Origin of the sequence: Zoogloea sp., from assembly GCF_017302315.1 — a bacterium.
Lineage (GTDB): Bacteria > Pseudomonadota > Gammaproteobacteria > Burkholderiales > Rhodocyclaceae > Zoogloea.
Window position 1 is genome coordinate 46,141 of the sequence record NZ_JAFLDT010000010.1, and the last position, 18,832, is coordinate 64,972.

Annotated in this window: 19 protein-coding genes; 14 read left to right on the top strand and 5 right to left on the bottom strand. The window is 64.6% G+C overall.

Annotation, left to right across the window (positions count from 1 at the left end; translation table 11 throughout):
• Positions 1–28 precede the first annotated feature (28 nt).
• From J0L98_RS05555 to hflX, 14 genes are all read left to right on the top strand, one after another.
• The gene (locus J0L98_RS05555) at positions 29–565 is read left to right on the top strand and encodes a C40 family peptidase (RefSeq protein ID WP_296410558.1); all 537 of its coding nucleotides are present in this window, start codon (positions 29–31) and stop codon (positions 563–565) included.
• 75 nt (positions 566–640) lie between these two features.
• Positions 641–1,345, top strand: coding sequence for a leucyl/phenylalanyl-tRNA--protein transferase (gene aat, locus J0L98_RS05560; protein WP_296410560.1), 705 nt, complete (start codon positions 641–643; stop codon positions 1,343–1,345).
• A gap of 6 nt (positions 1,346–1,351) precedes the next feature.
• A complete protein-coding gene (locus J0L98_RS05565) occupies positions 1,352–2,092 on the top strand; it encodes an arginyltransferase (protein ID WP_296410561.1) in 741 nt (246 codons plus the stop codon).
• Between the two features lie 20 nt (positions 2,093–2,112).
• The gene (locus J0L98_RS05570; protein ID WP_296410562.1) at positions 2,113–2,574 is read left to right on the top strand and encodes a hypothetical protein; all 462 of its coding nucleotides are present in this window, start codon (positions 2,113–2,115) and stop codon (positions 2,572–2,574) included.
• A gap of 41 nt (positions 2,575–2,615) precedes the next feature.
• On the top strand, positions 2,616–3,629 hold the full coding sequence (locus tag J0L98_RS05575; protein ID WP_296410563.1) for a quinone-dependent dihydroorotate dehydrogenase: 1,014 nt from the start codon (positions 2,616–2,618) through the stop codon (positions 3,627–3,629).
• A gap of 96 nt (positions 3,630–3,725) precedes the next feature.
• Entirely contained in the window at positions 3,726–4,310 is a 585-nt protein-coding gene (rsxA, locus tag J0L98_RS05580) for an electron transport complex subunit RsxA (protein ID WP_296404056.1), read from the top strand.
• Between the two features lie 16 nt (positions 4,311–4,326).
• On the top strand, positions 4,327–4,878 hold the full coding sequence (rsxB, locus tag J0L98_RS05585; RefSeq protein ID WP_296410564.1) for an electron transport complex subunit RsxB: 552 nt from the start codon (positions 4,327–4,329) through the stop codon (positions 4,876–4,878).
• 80 nt (positions 4,879–4,958) lie between these two features.
• A complete protein-coding gene (rsxC, locus tag J0L98_RS05590; protein ID WP_296410565.1) occupies positions 4,959–6,647 on the top strand; it encodes an electron transport complex subunit RsxC in 1,689 nt (562 codons plus the stop codon).
• Positions 6,648–6,669: 22 nt separating this feature from the next.
• Positions 6,670–7,692 carry an RnfABCDGE type electron transport complex subunit D gene (locus tag J0L98_RS05595; protein WP_296410566.1) on the top strand — a complete coding sequence of 341 codons (1,023 nt, stop codon included), beginning with the start codon at positions 6,670–6,672 and terminating at the stop codon, positions 7,690–7,692.
• Between the two features lie 6 nt (positions 7,693–7,698).
• Positions 7,699–8,352, top strand: coding sequence for an electron transport complex subunit RsxG (rsxG, locus tag J0L98_RS05600; RefSeq protein ID WP_296410567.1), 654 nt, complete (start codon positions 7,699–7,701; stop codon positions 8,350–8,352).
• 13 nt (positions 8,353–8,365) lie between these two features.
• Positions 8,366–9,079, top strand: a complete 714-nt coding sequence (locus J0L98_RS05605) for an electron transport complex subunit E (RefSeq protein WP_296410568.1) — start codon at positions 8,366–8,368, stop codon at positions 9,077–9,079.
• Positions 9,080–9,087: 8 nt separating this feature from the next.
• Positions 9,088–9,720, top strand: coding sequence for an endonuclease III (nth, locus tag J0L98_RS05610; protein WP_296410608.1), 633 nt, complete (start codon positions 9,088–9,090; stop codon positions 9,718–9,720).
• A 109-nt stretch (positions 9,721–9,829) separates the two neighbouring features.
• The gene (locus J0L98_RS05615) at positions 9,830–10,258 is read left to right on the top strand and encodes a DUF1841 family protein (protein WP_296410569.1); all 429 of its coding nucleotides are present in this window, start codon (positions 9,830–9,832) and stop codon (positions 10,256–10,258) included.
• Positions 10,259–10,302: 44 nt separating this feature from the next.
• Positions 10,303–11,622, top strand: a complete 1,320-nt coding sequence (hflX, locus tag J0L98_RS05620; protein ID WP_296410571.1) for a GTPase HflX — start codon at positions 10,303–10,305, stop codon at positions 11,620–11,622.
• 133 nt (positions 11,623–11,755) lie between these two features.
• Here the strand turns inward: hflX and J0L98_RS05625 are convergent, their stop codons facing one another.
• The 5 genes from J0L98_RS05625 to J0L98_RS05645 all read right to left on the bottom strand — a co-directional run bounded on the left by J0L98_RS05625 (position 11,756) and on the right by J0L98_RS05645 (position 18,796).
• Complete coding sequence (locus J0L98_RS05625) at positions 11,756–12,964, bottom strand: ABC transporter permease (protein ID WP_296410572.1); 1,209 nt, start codon at positions 12,962–12,964, stop codon at positions 11,756–11,758.
• On the bottom strand, positions 12,961–13,680 hold the full coding sequence (locus J0L98_RS05630) for an ABC transporter ATP-binding protein (RefSeq protein ID WP_296410575.1): 720 nt from the start codon (positions 13,678–13,680) through the stop codon (positions 12,961–12,963). Before J0L98_RS05630 ends, J0L98_RS05625 begins: the two co-directional genes overlap by 4 nt.
• Positions 13,677–14,975: an efflux RND transporter periplasmic adaptor subunit gene (locus J0L98_RS05635; RefSeq protein WP_296410576.1), complete on the bottom strand. Its 1,299-nt coding sequence runs from the start codon at positions 14,973–14,975 to the stop codon at positions 13,677–13,679. Before J0L98_RS05635 ends, J0L98_RS05630 begins: the two co-directional genes overlap by 4 nt.
• The gene (locus J0L98_RS05640; protein ID WP_296410578.1) at positions 14,972–16,432 is read right to left on the bottom strand and encodes an efflux transporter outer membrane subunit; all 1,461 of its coding nucleotides are present in this window, start codon (positions 16,430–16,432) and stop codon (positions 14,972–14,974) included. Before J0L98_RS05640 ends, J0L98_RS05635 begins: the two co-directional genes overlap by 4 nt.
• Before the next feature lie 621 nt (positions 16,433–17,053).
• The gene (locus J0L98_RS05645) at positions 17,054–18,796 is read right to left on the bottom strand and encodes a flotillin domain-containing protein (RefSeq protein ID WP_296410579.1); all 1,743 of its coding nucleotides are present in this window, start codon (positions 18,794–18,796) and stop codon (positions 17,054–17,056) included.
• Between the last annotated feature and the right edge of the window lie 36 nt (positions 18,797–18,832).

Below are 18,832 nucleotides of genomic sequence, written 5' to 3' on the forward strand. Positions count from 1 at the left end.
TCGCATCGGGTGAAGGTATATTCGTTCGATGCCTATCAAGAAGACGATAATCGGCTTTTTTGTAGCGATCGCCTCATCCGGTGCGGTCCTCGCGTCAGAGCTTCCCTACCGGAGCAACGACGAAGCCCCTGCGACCTCGGTATTCGAGCGATACACCGATTCGGTGCGGTCCCTCGTAGACCGCAGCCTCAACTTCCTTGGCGTTCCTTACCGCATGGGGGGCACCAGCCCCCTTACCGGCTTTGACTGCAGCGGCTTTGTGGGCAAGGTCTTTGCCGATGCACTCGGTTTCGGCATGCCCCGAACGGCCGCTGAAATGGCGCAGATGGGCGAGCAGGTCAGCCTGACTGAACTCAAGCCGGGTGATCTCGTATTCTTCAACACCATGCGGCGCACGTTTTCCCACGTGGGCATCTACCTTGGCAACAACCAGTTTGTGCACGCCCCCTCTTCGGGCGGCGTAGTCCGTGTTGAGGACATGCGCATCAGTTACTGGGCAGCCCGCTACGACGGCGCCCGCCGCGTCCTGCCCAGCGCCCAGTCGCGGCAGTCGCGGACGAATTGACCCCCGCTTCCGGGCCGACTTCCAGACGCATCATGCGGCGCCCGGCCCAGGAAAGGTCGATCTCCAAGAGCCAGCATGATCCCATGGCTGGGTGATCGCCCTGCATTCCCTCCGCTTTCCCGCGCTCTGCGCGAACCCAACGGACTTCTGGCCGCAGGCGGCGCCCTCACACCCGAATGGCTTCTGGCGGCCTATCGGCGGGGCATCTTCCCTTGGTTCAACGATGGCGAGCCAATCCTGTGGTGGAGTCCCAGCCCACGCATGGTGGTGTTTCCCGAGGAAGCACGGATAAGTCGCTCCCTCCACAAGACGCTCCGCAAAGGCGACTACGAGGTCCGCCTTGATCACGACTTTCCCGCCGTCATCCGAGCTTGCGCTGCGCCCCGGGAGCCCGGTGGGCGCACCTGGATCACGCCGGACATCCAGTCCGCCTACATCCGGATGCATCAGCTCGGTTACGCCCACAGCGTCGAAACCTACATGGACGGCGAGCTTGCCGGCGGTCTGTATGGCATGGCCCTGGGACAGGCGTTCTTTGGGGAATCCATGTTCAGCCGGCGCACCGACGCCTCGAAGATTGCCTTTGCCCACCTCGCGCGCTTTCTTGAGCAACACGATTTCCGCGTGCTAGATTGTCAGATGACCACGCAGCATCTGGCCTCACTGGGCGGTCGTGAAATTGCCCGGGAAGACTTTGCGAAACTGCTCAACGACTTTGCCAGCGTAGATCCGTCACCGGCACGCTGGCCCGAGGATGGCGCGACTCACCCCTGGACGTAGTGCTCGATGCTGAAGGACTATCCCTACTCCCTGCTGCAGTTCTACGCAACCGCACCCTACGCGTGCTCCTACCTGCCGGACAGACAGGCCCGCTCCCAGGTGGCCACCCCGAGCCACCTGATCGACACGCCGCTATACAGTGAGCTGGTACACAGTGGCTTCCGGCGTAGCGGCATCTTCACCTATCGACCATACTGCGACGCCTGCCGTGCCTGTGTCCCCGTGCGCATTCCCGTTGCCACATTTCGACCCAGTCGCAGCCAGCGCCGTGCCTTGAACGCCTGCGGTCATTTCCTGCCCCGGGAAATGCCGCTTGAGTTCATTGAGGAACACTACCTCCTGTATCAGCGCTACCAGGCATCCCGTCATGCGGGCGGCGGCATGGATCAGGACAACCGGGAGCAGTACACCCACTTCCTGCTGCAAAGCCACGTGGACAGCCGCCTCATCGAGTTTCGCGAAAACGGCATCCTCCGCATGGTCAGCGTCATCGACTGCCTCACCGACGGGCTGTCCAGCGTTTACACGTTTTACGAGCCTGGGGTCACCGGACCGGGGCTGGGCACCTTTGGCGTACTGTGGCAGATCGAAGTCTGCCGCGAACTGAAACTCCCCTACCTGTACCTCGGATACTGGATACGGGAGAGCCGCAAGATGGCTTACAAAGCCCGCTTCAGGCCGCTACAGGGCCGGATTGGCGGTCAGTGGCAAACCCTTACCGATGCCGACATCGCCCAACTCACATGATCCACCCCAGGCTTTCCTACATGCAGCGACACGCGCTTGCCTTCATCGCAGCCATCACCTTTCCCGGCCCGGCCGCGGCCTGGGTCGATGAGTTTTTCGAGGCGCCCGGACGTCACTGGCTCGTGCTCTCCGGCGCGTCGCACCACTTCCAGCCCGAGCGTCGCGACTGGCGGGAAATCAATCCCGGCGTCGGTATCGAGAAGGAGTTCACCGGCACCCCCTGGGTGGCTACGGCCGGCTACTTCCGCAACAGCTATGACCGCAACACCTTCTACGCCGGTGCACGGTGGATGCCCCTGGCCCTGGGGCCTGTGCGCCTGGGCGCCTTTGGCTTGATTGCCACTGGCTATCCGTCACCCGTTCTCGTCCTGCCGGCTGCTTCAGTCCAGGCCGGGCGGGTCGGCGTCAACCTGGTCGCCATCCCCAATCTTCCCGGCTATAGCGGCTATCTGGGGCTGCAGCTCCGCTTCGCCGTCGATTGAGCGTCGAAACATAGCTTTTCCGCACTGCGGTAGAATGGCGGATGCTCTACGAAATCGCCCGCCCCTTCCTTTTCTCCCTTGACGCGGAGACCGCCCACGAAACCGCCCTGGCCGGCCTGAACGTCGCCGGGCGCCTGCTGCCAGCCGGCCAGCCGCTTCCCGCCCGCCCGGTCAATGTGATGGGCCTCGACTTCCCCAACCGCATCGGCATGGCGGCCGGCCTCGACAAGAATGGTGAGATCATCGACGGTCTGGCCCGCATGGGCTTCGGCTTCATCGAAATCGGCACCATCACCCCCCGTGCCCAGCTTGGCAACCCCAAACCACGCATGTTCCGGCTGCCGGAAGTCAAAGGCATCATCAACCGCATGGGTTTCAACAACCACGGCATTGATGCGCTCATCGCCAACGTCGAAGCCATGAAGTTCAAGGGCATCCTTGGCATCAACATCGGCAAGAACGCCGACACCCCCATCGAACGAGCCGCCGACGACTACCTGATCTGCCTCGACAAGGCCTACCCATTGGCCAGCTACATCACGGTCAACATCTCGTCGCCCAACACCAAGAATTTGCGCCAGCTACAGGGCGAGTCCGAGCTTGACGCCCTCCTTGGCCAGCTCAAGGCACGCCAGGCCCAACTGGCCGACAAGCACGGCCGCTACGTACCGATCACCCTCAAGATCGCCCCCGACCTGGACGACGCCCAGATCACCAACATCGCAGATGCCCTGCGCCGCCACCGCATTGATGCCGTGATTGCCACCAACACCACCCTGGCCCGGGATAAGGTCCAGGGCATCCCCTTCGGGGATCAGCAGGGTGGCCTGTCCGGCGCCCCGCTATTCGAAGCCTCCACAGCCGTCGTTGCAGCCCTGGCCAAGGCACTCCAGAACGAACTGCCCATCATTGCTGCCGGTGGTGTCTTCGACGGCCGCCAAGCACGGGCCAAGCTCGACGCCGGCGCGAAGCTGGTCCAGATTTACAGCGGCCTGATCTACCGTGGCCCGGCCCTCGTCCGTGAAGCCGTAGACGAAACCAGTGACTACGCCTGATGTTCTCCACCGAAATACCCCCACTCGCAGCAGGCTTGAGCCCCGACCTCCCCGCGCGGGATAATCCATCCCCTGCCCTCCCCCTGTGCAGCTGACATGACCAGCTACCTTTTCGTGATCCTCGGCGCCGTTCTCGTGAACAACGTCGTTTTGGTCCGCATCCTCGGCCTGTGTCCATTCATGGGCGTCTCCAAGAAGCTCGACACGGCCGTCGGCATGGGTGCGGCAACCACCTTCGTGCTGACCCTGGGCTGCGGCACCAGCTATCTGGTGGACCACTACGTCCTCATCCCCGCCGGCGTGGATTACCTGCGTACCCTCGCCTTCATCGTAATCATCGCCGCCATCGTGCAGGTCACCGAGCTCGTCATCCAGAAGACCAGCCCGGTACTGCATCAGGTACTCGGCATCTACCTGCCCCTGATCACCACCAACTGCGCGGTGCTCGGCGTCCCCCTGCTCAACGTGGCCCTGCACCACGACCTGCTCGAATCCCTGCTTTTCGGCTTCGGCAGTTCGGTCGGTTTCTCCCTCGTCCTGGTCCTTTTTGCCGGCATCCGCGAACGCCTGGATGGCGCCGACGTACCAGCCCCGTTCAAGGGCACCGCCATCGCCATGGTCACGGCCGGCCTGATGAGCCTGGCCTTCATGGGCTTTGCCGGCCTCGACAAGTATCACTGAGCTTCCGCACCGAACCATGCTCACCGCACTCCTCGTCATGACCGGCATCGCCCTGCTCCTCGGAGCCGGTCTGGGTTTCGCCTCGATCAAGTTCAAGGTTGAAGGCGACCCTCTGGTGGACAAGATCGACGCCATCCTTCCGCAGACCCAATGTGGCCAGTGCGGTTTTCCGGGCTGCCGCCCTTACGCCAATGCGATCGCAGGGGGCGAAGCCGAGATCAACCAGTGCCCCCCGGGTGGCGAGGAAGGCATCCGCAAGCTGGCCGACCTGCTCGGGCGCGAGTTCAAACCTCTCTCCGAAGAGCACGGGGTTGAAAAGCCCAAGTCCGTCGCGGTGATCGACGAAGCCACCTGCATCGGCTGCACCCTCTGCATCCAGGCCTGTCCGGTGGACGCCATCGTGGGCGCCGCCAAGCAGATGCACACCATCATCGCCGCCGACTGCACCGGTTGCGAGTTGTGCCTGGCCCCCTGCCCGGTGGACTGCATCGTCATGGAACCCATCGCCGAGACGGTGGACACCTGGAAATGGCGTTATCCGGTCTTCCAGATCAAGCAGGCCGCCTAGGATGAAACAAAGCCAAGCTCACTTCGTTGGTGCCCCCTGCGGAGAAAGCCACCCACTCCGGACGGCCGGACAGGTCTGACATGCTGCGCAAACTCTTCAAGTTCCATGGTGGCGTGAAGCCCCAGACCAACAAGGAACGCTCCACCACCGCCCCCATCGCCCCTGTGCCCCTGCCGGACAAACTGGTGATCCCCCTGCACCAGTCTGTCGGTGGCCCCCCTCGACCGCTGGTACAGCGCGGTGATCAGGTTTTCAAGGGTCAGCGCATCGGTGCCGCCGATGGCAACCTGTCCTCCGCCGTCCACGCCTCCACCTCCGGCATCGTTCGCGACGTGTTGCCCGCGGTCATGCCTCACACCTCGGGCCTCACCACCCTGTCGGTGGTCATTGAGCCGGACGGCGAGGATCGCTGGGGCGAACTCGACCGGATCAACGTCCGGGCCGCCACCCCCGACGAACTGCGTGACTACCTGCGCGACGCGGGCGTGGTGGGCCTGGGTGGTGCCGTATTTCCCAGCCACCTCAAGCTCAAGCCCGGCAAGGAAGGCAGCCTTGATACCCTGGTGATCAATGGTGCCGAGTGCGAACCCTTCATCACCTGCGACGACATGCTGATGCGGGAGCGGGCCACCGACATGCTCAAGGGCATCAGCGCCATGCGCCATATGCTCCAGGCCAGGGACGTGCTCATCGGCATAGAGGACAACAAGCCCGAAGCCCTCGCCGCCGTCCAGGCCGCCATCACGGCCAGCGGCGAGAAGGGCATCGAAGCCATCGCCATCCCCACCCGCTACCCGGCCGGCGGTGCCAAGCAGCTCATCCGCGTGCTCACCGGCATCGAAGTCCCCCATGGGCGCCGCTCCACCGATTTCGGCGTGCAGTGCTTCAACGTCGGCACGGCTTACAGCATCCACGAGGCCCTCGAACACGGCCGGCCACTGGTCTCGCGGCTTGTCACCGTGGCCGGCAACGTGAATGCCCCGCGCAACTACGAAGTGCTCATCGGCACGCCGATGGACCACGTGGTACGCCTGGCCGGTGCCCGCCCCGACACCGACCGCTACATCATGGGCGGCCCGATGATGGGTGTGCGCATGCCGGCCTTCGACGTACCGGTGGTCAAGGCCACCAACTGCATCCTGGTCGGCAGCCCGGCCCTCTTTCCGCCCCCGCCGCCCGAGATGCCCTGCATCCGCTGTGGCGAATGTGCCAAGGCCTGCCCGGCGGATCTCGCCCCCTTCGAGATGTACTGGTTCTCCCGCGCCAGGAACTTCGGCAAGACCCAGGAATACCATCTCTTCGATTGCATCGAGTGTGGCTGCTGCAGCTTCGTGTGCCCGTCCCACATCCCGCTGGTGGACTACTTCCGCTTCTCCAAGAGCGAGATCTGGGCCCGCGAACGGGAAAAGGAAGCGGCCGACACCGCCCGCGAGCGCTTCGAGTTCAAGAACCTCCGGCAGGAGCGGGAAAAACAGGAGAAGGCCGAAAAACTTGCCGCCAAGGCGGCTGCAACCCGCGAGAAGGTTGCAGGCGAGACAGCGACACCGGCAGCAGCCACTGCAGCCAAGCCTTCCGGCGACGACGCCAAGCGCGCCCTGATCGAGGCCGCCATGGAGAAAGCCCGCCAGCAGAAGGCACAGGCGGCCCCCAAGAACGTGGACGTCACCAGCCCGGACGTGCAGGCCGAAATGGCCGCCATCGATGCCCGTCGCCGGGCCGCCGAACACCCCACCGAAGCTCCCCCTCCCCCCCCGGCCGGCCAGGCCTGAGCGCGCCGCCCGGAACCCGCCCATGATCAACTCGCCCTATATCCGCAAGCCGGCCAGCGTCCAGAGCGTCATGCTCCAGGTCCTGCTCGCCCTCGTGCCCGGAATCGCCGCTTACGTGTGGTTCTTCGGCGCCGGCATCCTCGTCCAGCTCGCCATCGCCAGTGCCGCTGCCCTGGCCGGAGAGGCCGCCATGCTGGCCATCCGCGGCAAGCCGAAGGCGCTCTTCCTCACCGATCTTTCAGCCATCGTCACGGCCTGGCTGATCGCCCTCACTTTCCCGCCCATCGTCCCCTGGTGGCTGACCGTCACCGGCACGCTGCTCGCCGTGGTCATCGTCAAACAGCTCTATGGCGGCCTCGGGCAGAACCCCTTCAACCCGGCCATGGCCGCGTTCTGCCTGATGATCGTGGCCTATCCTGCGCTGATGTCCCAGTGGCCTGCCGCCGGCCAGCTCGACTTCAAGACCCAGCTCGACCTGATTTTCGGCGGCGCCCGCCAGGTGGATGCCATTACCGGCGCCACCCCCCTCGACGCCTTGCGCACGGCCTTGCGCAGTGCGGCCAGCGCCGACTCCGAACTTCACGGCCTGCGGGCCTCGCAGCTCATGGACGGCCCCGCCTTTGGCGCCCTGGGCGGAAAGGGTGGCGAGTGGGTCGCCCTCGCCTACCTGCTGGGCGGGCTGTGGCTGATCCAGCGCCGCATCATCACCTGGCACATCCCTGCCGCCTTCTGTGGTGCGCTCTTTCTCACCGCCGGCCTGCTGTGGAGCGTCCGCCCCGACAGCTTTGCCTCGCCGCTCTTCCATCTTGCCTCCGGCGGCGCCATGCTCGGGGCCTTCTTCATCCTGACCGACCCGGTCTCGGGGGCGACCACAGCGCGCGGCAAGCTGCTGTTTGCCGCAGGCGCAGCCGTGCTCACCTACGTGATCCGCGCCTTCGGCGCCTACCCGGACGGCATCGCCTTCGCGACCTTGCTGATGAACATTCTCGTGCCCATCATCGACATGAAGACCCAGGCACCCGTGTTCGGCCACAAGAAGGATTGACGGCCCATGAGCGAAACCACTGCCCTCGGCCTTTCCGCCCGCACCGGTGGGGTGATGGTGGCCTTCACCGTGGTATTCACGGCGGTGATGGCCTTCACCTATGACGCCACCCGCGAGCAGATCCAGGCCTCCGCCACCGAAGAGAAGATGAAGCTCATCTCCGAGGTCCTGCCGGGTGCCATCTACGACAACGCCTTGCTGGATGACTATGTGCAGCTCGGCCCCACCCGCGAACTCGGCCTCGACGAAGGCGGCCGCGTGTACCGTGCGCGCAAGGCGGGCCAGCCCGCCGCCCTGCTGCTGGAGGCGACCGCCCCTGACGGCTACAGCGGCCGCATCGACCTGATCATCGCCATCAATGCCGACGGCAGCGTGTCTGGCGTACGGGCCGTCAGCCACCGGGAAACCCCGGGCCTGGGCGACTATATCGATCCCAAGAAGGACAGGGACAAGAAGTCCCCCTGGATTGCCCAGTTCTCCGACCTGAAAGCCGCGGACGTAGCGACCTTCAAGGTAAAGAAGGACGGCGGGCAGATCACCTACCACACCGGCGCCACCATCAGTGCCCGCGCCGTCACCAACGCCGTCGGCCGCGCAACCCGCTTCGCCGCCGACAACCAGAGCCGCCTGTTCGCCGCCAAGAGCGGCGGCCCGCTCTGACGGGAGACCCGCCATGGACTTTCAAGCTCACAAGGACATCGCCTGGAACGGCATCTGGAAGCAGAACACCGGCGTCGTCCAGATCCTCGGCCTGTGCCCCATCCTTGCCATCAGCACCAACGTGGTCAATGCCGTCAGCCTCGGCCTTGCCACCATCCTGGTCATGGCCCTGGCCAACCTGGCCATTTCGGCGCTGCGCAACTTTATCCCCTACGAGATCCGTATCCCGGTCTTCATCCTGATCATCGCCGCCCTGGTCACCGTGGTGGACCTGGCCTTCAATGCCTATCTCCATGAACTCTACCTGGTGCTCGGCATCTTCATTCCGCTGATCGTCACCAACTGCATCGTCCTTGCCCGGGTCGAAGCCTTTGCCGCCAAGAACGAACCCGCTCACTCAACGACGGATGGCATCGCCATGGGTGTCGGCCTGACACTCGTCCTGGCCGTGCTCGGCGCCATGCGTGAAATCGTCGGTAGCGGCACCCTGTTTTCAGGCATCGAAATGATCTTTCCGGGAACGGAGGGGCTCACACTCTTCGGTGACAACTACCCGGGTTTTCTGGTCGCCATCCTGCCGCCGGGTGCCTTCATCGCCCTGGGTTTCCTGATTGCCGGCCGCAACTGGATCGAAGCCCGCAAGCAGGCCCGCGCCCGCGCCAACCCACCCGCCTCCGGCGCCCCGCAGGCGTCCGTCGAATCCAGCACACCGGCAGAAGCCGCCTGATGGCCGACATGAAGCTGGCCGCGGTGGCCGAAGCCTTCCTGCGCCTGCGGAACGCCAATCCCAACCCAACCACCGAGCTGGAATACGCCTCGCCCTACCAGCTCCTGGTGGCCGTGGTGCTGTCGGCCCAGGCCACCGACAAGGGCGTCAATATCGCGACCCGCAAACTCTTCGCCGTCGCCCCCACCCCGGAGTCCATGGTGGACCTGGGTGAAGCCGGCATCGTCGAGCACATCAAGACCATCGGCCTCTTCCGCAACAAGGCAAAGAACACCCTGGCCCTGTCGCACCAGCTTCTTGAGCGTCACGGCGGCGAGGTCCCCAACGACCGGGGCGCCCTCGAAGCCCTGCCTGGCGTTGGCCGCAAGACCGCAAACGTCGTGCTCAACACCATCTTCGGCGAACCGACAATGGCCGTGGACACCCACATCTTCCGCCTCGCCAACCGCACGGGTCTGGCGCCCGGCAAGGACGTACTGGAGGTGGAGAAGCGCCTGCTGCGCCGCATCCCCAAGGAGTACCTGCGCGACGCCCACCACTGGCTGATCCTGCACGGCCGCTACGTTTGTGTCGCCCGCAAACCCCATTGTGGCGAGTGCATCATCCGCGATCTGTGCCTGTCGCGGGACAAAACCGACTGAGCCGCCCGTCCGGCAAATACGCGGCCGAAGGCGCCCCACATCCGGCCCCGGCGAGGCGCCACCCCGGAACCCGGCAACCACGCCCGAGCTTCACAAGGAAATCCCCACCATGTTCGACCCCTCCAGAGACCAGGCCCGCCAGTTCTTCGTCAGTGCCTGGGCCAAGCACCGTAACCGCGAGGTTTTAACCCAGCTCGAGATCATTGCCGCCGATCTGGTCGCCCATCACCCGGAGTACCACGCGCTGCTTGAAGACCCCGACGCGGTGCAGAAGGACTTCAGTCCGGAGGACGGTCAGATCAACCCCTTCCTGCACCTCTCCCTGCACCTGGCCATCGAGGAGCAGCTCTCCATCAACCAGCCCCCGGGCATCCGGGAAGCGTTCGAAGCCTGCCAGGGTCGCCATGGCGACCGCCACGCCGCGCTCCACGACGTGCTTGAATGCCTTGGCGAAACCATCTGGAAGGCACAGCGTGACAAGGCCCCGCTGGACGGCCGCGCCTATGTGGAAGCAGTACGCAAACGCGCCGGCAACTGAAGCGCTACACTCCGCCCCTGCCCACCCGACCCGGTCCCCCACGCATGCAAATGGAAGTCAAAGATCAACCCAGGTACGCCGTCGTGGCGGCCGTGCAACTGCCCAACGTCACCGACCTGGAATTTGAAGCTTCACTGGCTGAACTTCGGGAGCTCGCCAAGACCCTGGGGTTGCAGGTGGTTCACACCTTCATCCAAAAGCGCACCAGTTTCGACGCCAACGCTTACCTGGGCGTGGGCAAGCGCCAGGAGATCCAGACCTACGTCAATGGGGAGCACGATGCTCTGCCCGGGGGCGGCCAGATCGACGCCATCCTGGTGGATCACGAAATTTCACCCTCGCAGGCGCGCAACCTGGAGGTCGAGGTGGGCTGCGAGGTGATGGACCGCACCATGGTCATCCTCGAGATCTTCCATCGCAACGCCCGCTCCCGCGCAGCCCGTGCCCAGGTGGAGATTGCCCGCCTCGGCTACATGGCACCGCGCCTGCGCGAGATGGCCAAGCTGGCCGGCCCCCAGGGGCGCCAGCGCAGCGGTGTCGGCGGTCGGGGTGCCGGCGAATCCCACACCGAACTGGACCGCCGCAAGATCCGCGACCGAATCGCCGAACTGCAGCAGGAAATCGACGCCATGGAGGTCGAGCGGAAGACCCAGCGCGCCCGCCGCCAGGAACGCCAGGGCCTCGCCACGGTGGCCCTGGTCGGCTACACCAACGCCGGCAAGTCCACCCTGATGCGGGCCCTCACCGGCAGCGAAGTACTGGTCGCCAACAAGCTCTTCGCCACGCTGGACACCACCGTGCGAGTACTGCACCCCGAAGGCACTCCCCGGGTGCTGGTCAGCGATACAGTGGGCTTCATCAAGAATCTGCCCCACGGCCTCGTCGCATCCTTCAAGTCCACCCTCGACGAGGCGCTGGATGCCTCGCTGCTGCTCCACGTGATCGACGCCAGCGACCCGGGCTTCGAACGCCAACTCGAAGTGACCGACGTGGTGCTCGCCGAAATCGGGGCCGATGTGCTGCCGCGCATCCGCGTCTTCAACAAGATCGACCACGTGGGCGATGAAGCCGCCCAGGCCGAATGCAAGGCTTCACTGCAGGCCCGCTACCCCGACTGCGTCGTCATGAGCGCGCGCCGTCCGGAGGAGGTCTCCGCGCTCCGGGAGGTCATCCTCGGCTTCTTCCAGCGGGATCTGGTGGAGGCCGAGCTCTTCCTGCCCTGGTCGGCCCAGCAGTTGCGTGGCGAAATCTATTCCAACTGCCAGGTGCTGGAAGAGCGCGCCGACGAGGATGGCGCCTTCTTCAACGTGCGCGGCGCTGCCGAAGTCGTAGAGGGCCTGATGGAACGCCTGGGCAGGCAATGAGCCCTCACCTCGGAGGGTGTGAAGAAATCGTCGCGAGCGCTTCGAGTTCGCGCCGAGAAGCGCAGCCGTACACGGGTACGGTAAGCATCGCAGGGGCGAAATCGGGCTGCGCAGTAGATTTATCCACACCCTCTCACTCGTGCCGCAGAGCCTCGATGGGATCCAGACGGGCAGCACGCCGGGCCGGCACGTAACCGAAGATCACTCCGATAGCCGCCGAGAAGCCAAAGGACAACAGGTTGATCATCGGATTGAACAGGTAGGGAACATGCATCAGCGCCGAGCCGCTGATGGAAGCCACCGTCGCCAGAATGATCCCCACAACGCCGCCCAGCGATGCCAGCGCCACGGCCTCGATCAGGAACTGCAGCAGCACTTCCCGCTCCAGCGCCCCGATGGCCAGCCGGATGCCGATCTCACGGGTGCGTTCGGTCACCGACACCAGCATGATGTTCATGATCCCGATACCACCCACCAGCAAGCTCACCGCAGCCACGGCACCGAGCAGACCGGTCATCACCTTGGTGGTGCTGGACAGGGTTTCGGCAATCTGGCGGGTATCCATCACCGAGAAGTCGTCGTTGTCACCAGGGCCGATATGGCGCCGTTCCCGCATCAGCCAGGTAATCTGATCCTTCGCGAGGTCCATTGACGCATCGTCGCGCACCGACACCATCATTGTCGCCACATCCACCGAGCCGGTGAGGCGGCGCTGTACGGTGCGCAGGGGCATTGCCACGAGGTCGTCCTGATCATTGCCCATGGTGGATTGGCCCTTCGATGCGAGGAGCCCGATCACGTCGCAGGAGAACTGCTTGACGCGGATCTTCCGGCCAACCGGATCCAACCCACCGAACAGTTCCCTGCGGACGGTCTCGCCAATGACACAGACCGCAGCACCTGCCCGTTCCTCTGCGTCGTTGAAGACTCGTCCGCTGACAATCTGCCACTTGCCGGCGGAAAACCAGTCGCGACTGGTACCCGTCACGCCCGCCGACCAGTTACGTGACATGGCCACCAGGGTGACGCTCTTGCTGCTCACCGGCACGACCGCCGCGAGACCGTTGATCTGGTTGCGCAAGGCGTCGGCGTCAGCCACCTTGAAGGCCGCCGAGCCCGCCGAGTCACGCCCGGGGCCCAGATGCTGACCGGGCCGGATGATCAGCAGGTTGCTACCCAGGCTGGAGATCTGGTCAGACACGGCACGGGTTGCGCCGTTGCCGAGGGTCACCATGGTGATCACCGCCGACACGCCGATGACGATGCCCAGGATGGTCAGGAAGGAACGCATCAGGTTGCGCCGGATCTCGCGCAGGGCGAGCAGGAGGGCGTTCCAGATCATGCCCGGCCTCCCCCGTCCTGCCGCTCCGCCTGGCGGACATCACTGGCGATGCGCCCATCCACCAGGCGCACGACCCGATGGGCATACTCGGCCATGTCCGCCTCATGGGTCACCATGACCACTGTAATGCCCTTGTCCCGGTTGAGGTCGGTCAGCAGATCCATGATTTCACGGCTGCGCTCGGTATCCAGGTTGCCCGTGGGCTCATCGGCGAGCAACAGGGACGGGCCGGTGACCAGCGCCCGGGCAATGGCCACCCGCTGCTGCTGACCGCCGGAGAGCTCCGCCGGGGAATGGTGCCCCCAGCCCTCCAGCCCCACCGAAGCCAGTGCAGCACGGGCGCGCTCACGACGCTGGGTGGCCGACTCACCGCGATACAGCAGCGGCAGCTCCACATTCTCCTGGGCCGAGGTGCGCGCCAACAGGTTGAAACCCTGGAAGACGAAACCCAGGGCATGACGGCGCAGCAAGGCCCGCTGGTCCCGACTCAAGCCCTCCACCGCCAACCCACGAAATCGATAGCTCCCGCCGGAAGGCGTATCGAGACAACCGAGAATGTTCATCAGGGAAGACTTTCCGGAGCCACTTGGCCCCATGATGGCCACGAAATCGCCCTCATCGATACTCAGATCGACCCCACGCAGGGCCTGAAATGCTGCTGCGCCTGTCCCGAAACGACGGGTCACCTCCGTCAGGGAAATAAGCGGCTCGCTCATTTCCTGCCCCCCAGTGCCTCGATGATCACCTCGGCCCCTGCTTGCAGCGGAGCCTCACCGTCGGCAGCCCGCACCTCCGAAACCTGGCCATTGCTGCCCTGGACGCTGACCCTGACCGCTGTTGCCTGTCCATCCCGCAGCAACCACAGGGTCTGGGTGCCGTCTTTGACGGACGCCTCGGACGCCACCTTGGGCCCCGCCGACGGCGGTCGTGGCATCAGGCTGGAAAGCAGGCTACGACTGGCCTGGGCCTTTGCGACCGGCGGTGAATAGCGCAGCGCGGCGTTGGGCACCAGCAGCACATCCTTGCGCCGGGCAGTGGTGATCTCGGCGGTGGCCGTCATGCCGGGGCGCAGCAGCAACGCATCGTTCTTCACTTCGAGGATGGTCAGGTACGACACCACCTGATCCTTGGTCTGGGAACCCCAGCCAACCCGCGTGACCCTGGCCGGGAAATACTGCCCGGGCCAGGCATCCACATGGAATCGTGCATCCTGCCCTTCCTTCACCTTTCCCACATCGGCTTCGTCCACGTCCACCTGCAATTCCATGCGGCGGAGGTCTTCGGCCAGGGTGAACAGCACCGGCGCGGTCATCGCAGCGGCAACGGTCTGGCCCGGTTCGACCTTGCGGGTCAGCACAATGCCATCGATGGGAGAATGGATGGTGGCCTTGGACAGGCTGATTTCGAAGGTGCTCAGGGCAGCCTTTGCCGACAGGACGGCGGCCTCGGCCACCCGCTGGTCTGCCACTGCCCGCAGGGCCGCCGCCTCGCCGCTGTCCAGTTCCGCCTTCGACGGCACCTTGCCACCCGACAAGCGGGCCACCTCCCTCAGCCGTGCCAGACTGGCAGAGGTTTCTGCGACGGTAGCCTGGGTCTGACGCACCTTGGCCTCGGCCGAGGCCAGCTCCGCCTTCCCCTGCCTCACCTGGTCCTTCAGTTTGGAAGTATCCAGACGGGCAATGACCTGCCCCTTGCGGACCCGGTCGTTCACGTCCACCAGCACCGTATCGATGATGCCGGACAACTCGCTGCCCACATCCACCGAATTGGTCGGCTGCAGATTGCCGGTGGCGGATACGTTGATGATCAGTTCGCCCTGCCGGATCGGCTGTGTGCGGAACCGGGGGCCATCGTCACCGTTTCCGCCAATGAGACCGAACGTCAGAGCGCCGATCAGTACCAGTCCGGCAACGATCCGCAACAGGCGGAGCCTGCCGCCAAAACGGGACTGGCCGCTTTTCAGGATGAGATCGCGCAAGGCTTCTGCTGATTGGGTTTCGGGGGTACTCATGAGTCTCTTCCGTCGGTGATTTGAGAAGGCATCCCCTCGCTCGGCGACCAGCCACCGCCAAGGGCCTTGTAGAGCTGGATCAGGGCCGTGACACGTTCGGCGTCGGCTGAAGCCAGACTGTCCTCTACCGCAAGCAAGGTACGTTCGGTTGTCAGCACGGTCTGGAAGTCAATCAGGCCGGCGTTGTAGCGGTGACGCGCCAGCAAGGCCGCATTGCGCGCGGCACCGACGGCACTGATCAGCGCCTGCTGCCGTTCCCCCCCGCCCGAGAGGGCAACCAGCGCGTTCTGCACGTCCTCCAGGGCCGTCAGCACAACCTTGTCGTAGGCAGCGCGCTTCTGCGCACGGAGGGCATTCTGGATCTCGACCTGGGCGCGCAGTCGCCCGGCATCAAACACCGGGCCGGCCACGGCCCCGGCAAGGGAGCGGGCAATCTGTCCTCCCCCGCTGAAGGTGGACAGTCCGAGGGCCTGCAGGCCAATGGACCCTGACAGACTGAAACTTGGGTAACGGGCTGCCTCAGCCTGACCAAGCCGAGCCGTCTCGGCCGCCAAGCGGCGCTCTGCGGCCTGTACATCCGGGCGCTGACGCAGGGTTTCGGCTGGAATGCGAAGGGCGATATCCGGTGGCAGGGTCGGCAGCGTCTCCGTGCCCGCTTTGCTGAGCTGCTCGTGCAGGCTGCCCGGGGTACGGCCGGTGAGCGTGGCCAGGCGATGCTCGGCAGCGGCTCGGCCACTATCGAGTGCGGGAATGGCAGCCCGGGTCGTGTCTCGATTGCTGCGTGCCTGCTCCACCTCAAGACTGCCGACCAACCCGGCCTGGGCTCGCCAATCCGTGATCTGCAGGGTTTCAGACTGGCTGCCCAGATTGTCCCGGGCAATCGCCAGGCGCGCCTGATAGGCCCGCAGCTCCACGTAATTGAGCGCCACTTCGGCCACCAGACTGACCCGGGTTGCCCTCATGTCCGCGACGGTCGCGTCCAGATCAGCCTCGGCCGCCTCCAATGCCCTGCGTGCCCCCCCGAAGACATCGGGCTCCCAGCTCGCATCGAAGCCCGCCGCGTAGAGGGTCTTGTCCGCCCCAAGGGCGGTGCTTCGCGTCACGCCCGTGGATGCGCCGACCGTCGGAAACCGGTTGGCCGATGCCAGATCCCGATTGGCACGGGCCGCCCGCAAGGCCGCACCGGCGCTGCGCAGATCCGGGTTGGCCCTGAGGGCATCCTCGATCAGGCTGGTGAGTTGCGGGTCGGACAACTGTTCCCACCAACGCGCCAGGCCATCCCCCGTCTCCGGGATCGTGCCGACGGTCGACACCGCTTGCCAGGCGGCTGGAACGGGCGTTTCAGGTACCCGGTAATCCGGGCCGACGCTGGCACACGCGCCAAGCAAACTGGCAAGCAGCACCGGCAGCAGGCGGCGGACCGGGGTCGATGGGGCAATGAAAATGGAGGGGAACATGAATGCAAGCTTGAAGCTCTGCGCGCAGCGCAGCGACAGGCAGATCATTCACTTTTCACGGGTTAGCTGCAGTTAGCCCAATGTAAAGCTGAGTGAAGACCATAGAGTCGGACAGCATCCGGCTCAAATCACCTGCCTACGTGCGCCCATGCCGAGGGATCGGGATAGGGGCGGCAAGATTTCCGGACCGACCCGTCCCATACCACCCGGCATGCGGGCCCGCAACCTCAGCGCTCTGAGCCGTTGACGTCATGAGGGCCGAGGCACACCGAGCCGTACCAGAAGGCATAGCCCGGAAATTTCCGGCGAGAGCTCGGAGCTACAGCCATCGTCGCTTCATTGACCGTCAGATCGAGTCACCTGCGGGAACCGATCCCTCGGGTGTTTATTGGGCTGGACGTGAGCATCTCCACCCATCCGCCTCGTCCCCTCCAGCCCGCGTCTAAAGGCGCTGCCAATGCGACAACAATCGCACCCTTTCAGTTGCGCTTCGTCTCGTTCGCTACGATCACCTTGCAGCGGGAGTGTCACCCATCGGAGTACCCTCATGCTCCGCACACAACCAGGACGAAATTCCCTCAAACTCGGGCACTTCGTTGTAGATGTACGCCTGCCCCTCCATCAAACGTTAGCTTGCGTCGCTCCATCGACCTCTTCCGGCTTTACCAGCATCCCGCCCAGGGCCTGGGCAATCCCGGTGATGCCCTCATTGGATAGCCCGGCATCCTTCATGACCGCATCGACGATGGGCTTGGCCAATTGGTACTGCAACGCTGAGTTCATCACCTGTTCCGGAAACGTGGCCCCACCCGCGCCGCCAGCACCCGGGGTGCCAGACGTGCCACCCTGTGTGCCGGGCACCCCGCTGACCTGGAAGATACGGATCGAGTCGATTTTCTCCATTGGCCGCACGGCCTGCTCGAGGATGTTGGGCAGTTGCTGAAGCAGCAGGGTGCGCACCTGCAGGTCCACCTGCGCCGCCGACAGGGTATTGAGTGCCTCATTGATGGCCCGCTTGCCGGCGGCCTCCGCCAGGGCTGCAGCCTGACGAGCCGTGGCTTCGATGGTGATGGCGTCGGCCCGGTCGAGAGCGGCTTCCTTTTCGGCGGAGGCCGACACCTTGATGGCAATGGCGCTCTGTTCGGCTTCCTTCGATGCTTCGATCAACTGGATGCTCTTCTCCCGCTCGGCCACGGCCACCTGTCGGGCGGTATTGACCAGCTCCTCCGCCTTCACCGCCTCTGCCCGGGCCAGGTTGGCGGCCGCGTCAGCATCGGACTGCTCGCGGGATTTGGTGGCAATGGCGATCTGGGTGTCCTGGCGGGCAATCTCCACCTGCTTGCGCTGCTCGGCCCTCTGCATCTCGGTCTTTCGCTCGAGCTCAATTTCCCGGGTCTGCACCGCCAGATTCTTGTCGATCTCCCGCGTCTGGATGGCCAGGTTCTTGTCGATCTCGGCCGCCTTGATCTCCCGCTCCGACTCGATGCGCTTCTGGCTGACCTGCAGCTCCGCATTGATCTTGGCCGCCTCGGCCTCCCGGTTGCGCTCGGCCTGCTGAGTGGCAATCAAGGCCGCCTGCTCGGCACGGCTGTTCTCGATCTCGCGCTTTTGCGAGAGGGACGCGAACTCCTCGTCCTTCTCGATGGTGAGCTTCAGACGCGTCGCTTCCAGGTTCTTGGTGCGGACCAGGACTTCCGTATCCTGCTCCACGTCGTTGCGCTGCTTGCGCCGTGCCTCGGTCTGCTCGGTGAGGCGCGTCAGGCCCTCGGCGTCAAAGGCGTTGTTGGGGTTGAAGAACTGCTTGTCGGTCTGATCCAGACTGGTCAGGGACACGGACTCCAGCTCAAGGCCGTTTTTCTCCAGGTCTTCCGCCACCGCGTTCTGGACGGCCTGAACAAAATCCCGGCGCTTGTCCTGCAGTTCCTGGATGGTCATGGTGGCGGCCGTGGCGCGCAGCGAATCCACGAATTTGTCCTCGACCAGGGTCTTTAGCTCGTCCGGGCTCATCGTGCGTGCACCCAGTGTCTGCGCGGCAATGCTGATCGACTCCTCGGTCTGCTTGACCCGCACGAAGAACGCGGCTGTCACGTCCACCCGCATCCGATCCTTGGTGATCAGGCTCTCCCGTTCCCGTCGCAGCACCTCCAGCTTCAAGGTGTTCATATTGACGAGCACCCGCTCATGAAACACCGGCAGCACGATGGCGCCGCCGTCCATGATGACTTTCTGCCCACCCAGGCCGGTCCGCACGAACGCGGTTTCCTTGGTCGAGCGTTTGTACAGGCGCGCAAAGACAATGCCGATTGCCAGCAGGGCGATCAGCACAATGCCCGCCAAACCCAGCATTTCAATCAAGTTGGTCATTTGAGAGTGTTCCTTGGAGGTTTGAGTTGGTTGCAG

Excerpts from the sequence above, each read along its gene's own strand:
- J0L98_RS05555 (WP_296410558.1), top strand. The coding sequence starts at position 29 with ATGCCTATCAAGAAGACGATAATCGGCTTTTTTGTAGCGATCGCCTCA.
- aat (WP_296410560.1), top strand. The coding sequence starts at position 641 with ATGATCCCATGGCTGGGTGATCGCCCTGCATTCCCTCCGCTTTCCCGC.
- J0L98_RS05565 (WP_296410561.1), top strand. The coding sequence starts at position 1,352 with ATGCTGAAGGACTATCCCTACTCCCTGCTGCAGTTCTACGCAACCGCA.
- J0L98_RS05570 (WP_296410562.1), top strand. The coding sequence starts at position 2,113 with ATGCAGCGACACGCGCTTGCCTTCATCGCAGCCATCACCTTTCCCGGC.
- J0L98_RS05575 (WP_296410563.1), top strand. The coding sequence starts at position 2,616 with ATGCTCTACGAAATCGCCCGCCCCTTCCTTTTCTCCCTTGACGCGGAG.
- rsxA (WP_296404056.1), top strand. The coding sequence starts at position 3,726 with ATGACCAGCTACCTTTTCGTGATCCTCGGCGCCGTTCTCGTGAACAAC.
- rsxB (WP_296410564.1), top strand. The coding sequence starts at position 4,327 with ATGCTCACCGCACTCCTCGTCATGACCGGCATCGCCCTGCTCCTCGGA.
- rsxC (WP_296410565.1), top strand. The coding sequence starts at position 4,959 with ATGCTGCGCAAACTCTTCAAGTTCCATGGTGGCGTGAAGCCCCAGACC.
- J0L98_RS05595 (WP_296410566.1), top strand. The coding sequence starts at position 6,670 with ATGATCAACTCGCCCTATATCCGCAAGCCGGCCAGCGTCCAGAGCGTC.
- rsxG (WP_296410567.1), top strand. The coding sequence starts at position 7,699 with ATGAGCGAAACCACTGCCCTCGGCCTTTCCGCCCGCACCGGTGGGGTG.
- J0L98_RS05605 (WP_296410568.1), top strand. The coding sequence starts at position 8,366 with ATGGACTTTCAAGCTCACAAGGACATCGCCTGGAACGGCATCTGGAAG.
- nth (WP_296410608.1), top strand. The coding sequence starts at position 9,088 with ATGAAGCTGGCCGCGGTGGCCGAAGCCTTCCTGCGCCTGCGGAACGCC.
- J0L98_RS05615 (WP_296410569.1), top strand. The coding sequence starts at position 9,830 with ATGTTCGACCCCTCCAGAGACCAGGCCCGCCAGTTCTTCGTCAGTGCC.
- hflX (WP_296410571.1), top strand. The coding sequence starts at position 10,303 with ATGCAAATGGAAGTCAAAGATCAACCCAGGTACGCCGTCGTGGCGGCC.
- J0L98_RS05625 (WP_296410572.1), bottom strand. The coding sequence starts at position 12,964 with ATGATCTGGAACGCCCTCCTGCTCGCCCTGCGCGAGATCCGGCGCAAC.
- J0L98_RS05630 (WP_296410575.1), bottom strand. The coding sequence starts at position 13,680 with ATGAGCGAGCCGCTTATTTCCCTGACGGAGGTGACCCGTCGTTTCGGG.
- J0L98_RS05635 (WP_296410576.1), bottom strand. The coding sequence starts at position 14,975 with ATGAGTACCCCCGAAACCCAATCAGCAGAAGCCTTGCGCGATCTCATC.
- J0L98_RS05640 (WP_296410578.1), bottom strand. The coding sequence starts at position 16,432 with ATGTTCCCCTCCATTTTCATTGCCCCATCGACCCCGGTCCGCCGCCTG.
- J0L98_RS05645 (WP_296410579.1), bottom strand. The coding sequence starts at position 18,796 with ATGACCAACTTGATTGAAATGCTGGGTTTGGCGGGCATTGTGCTGATC.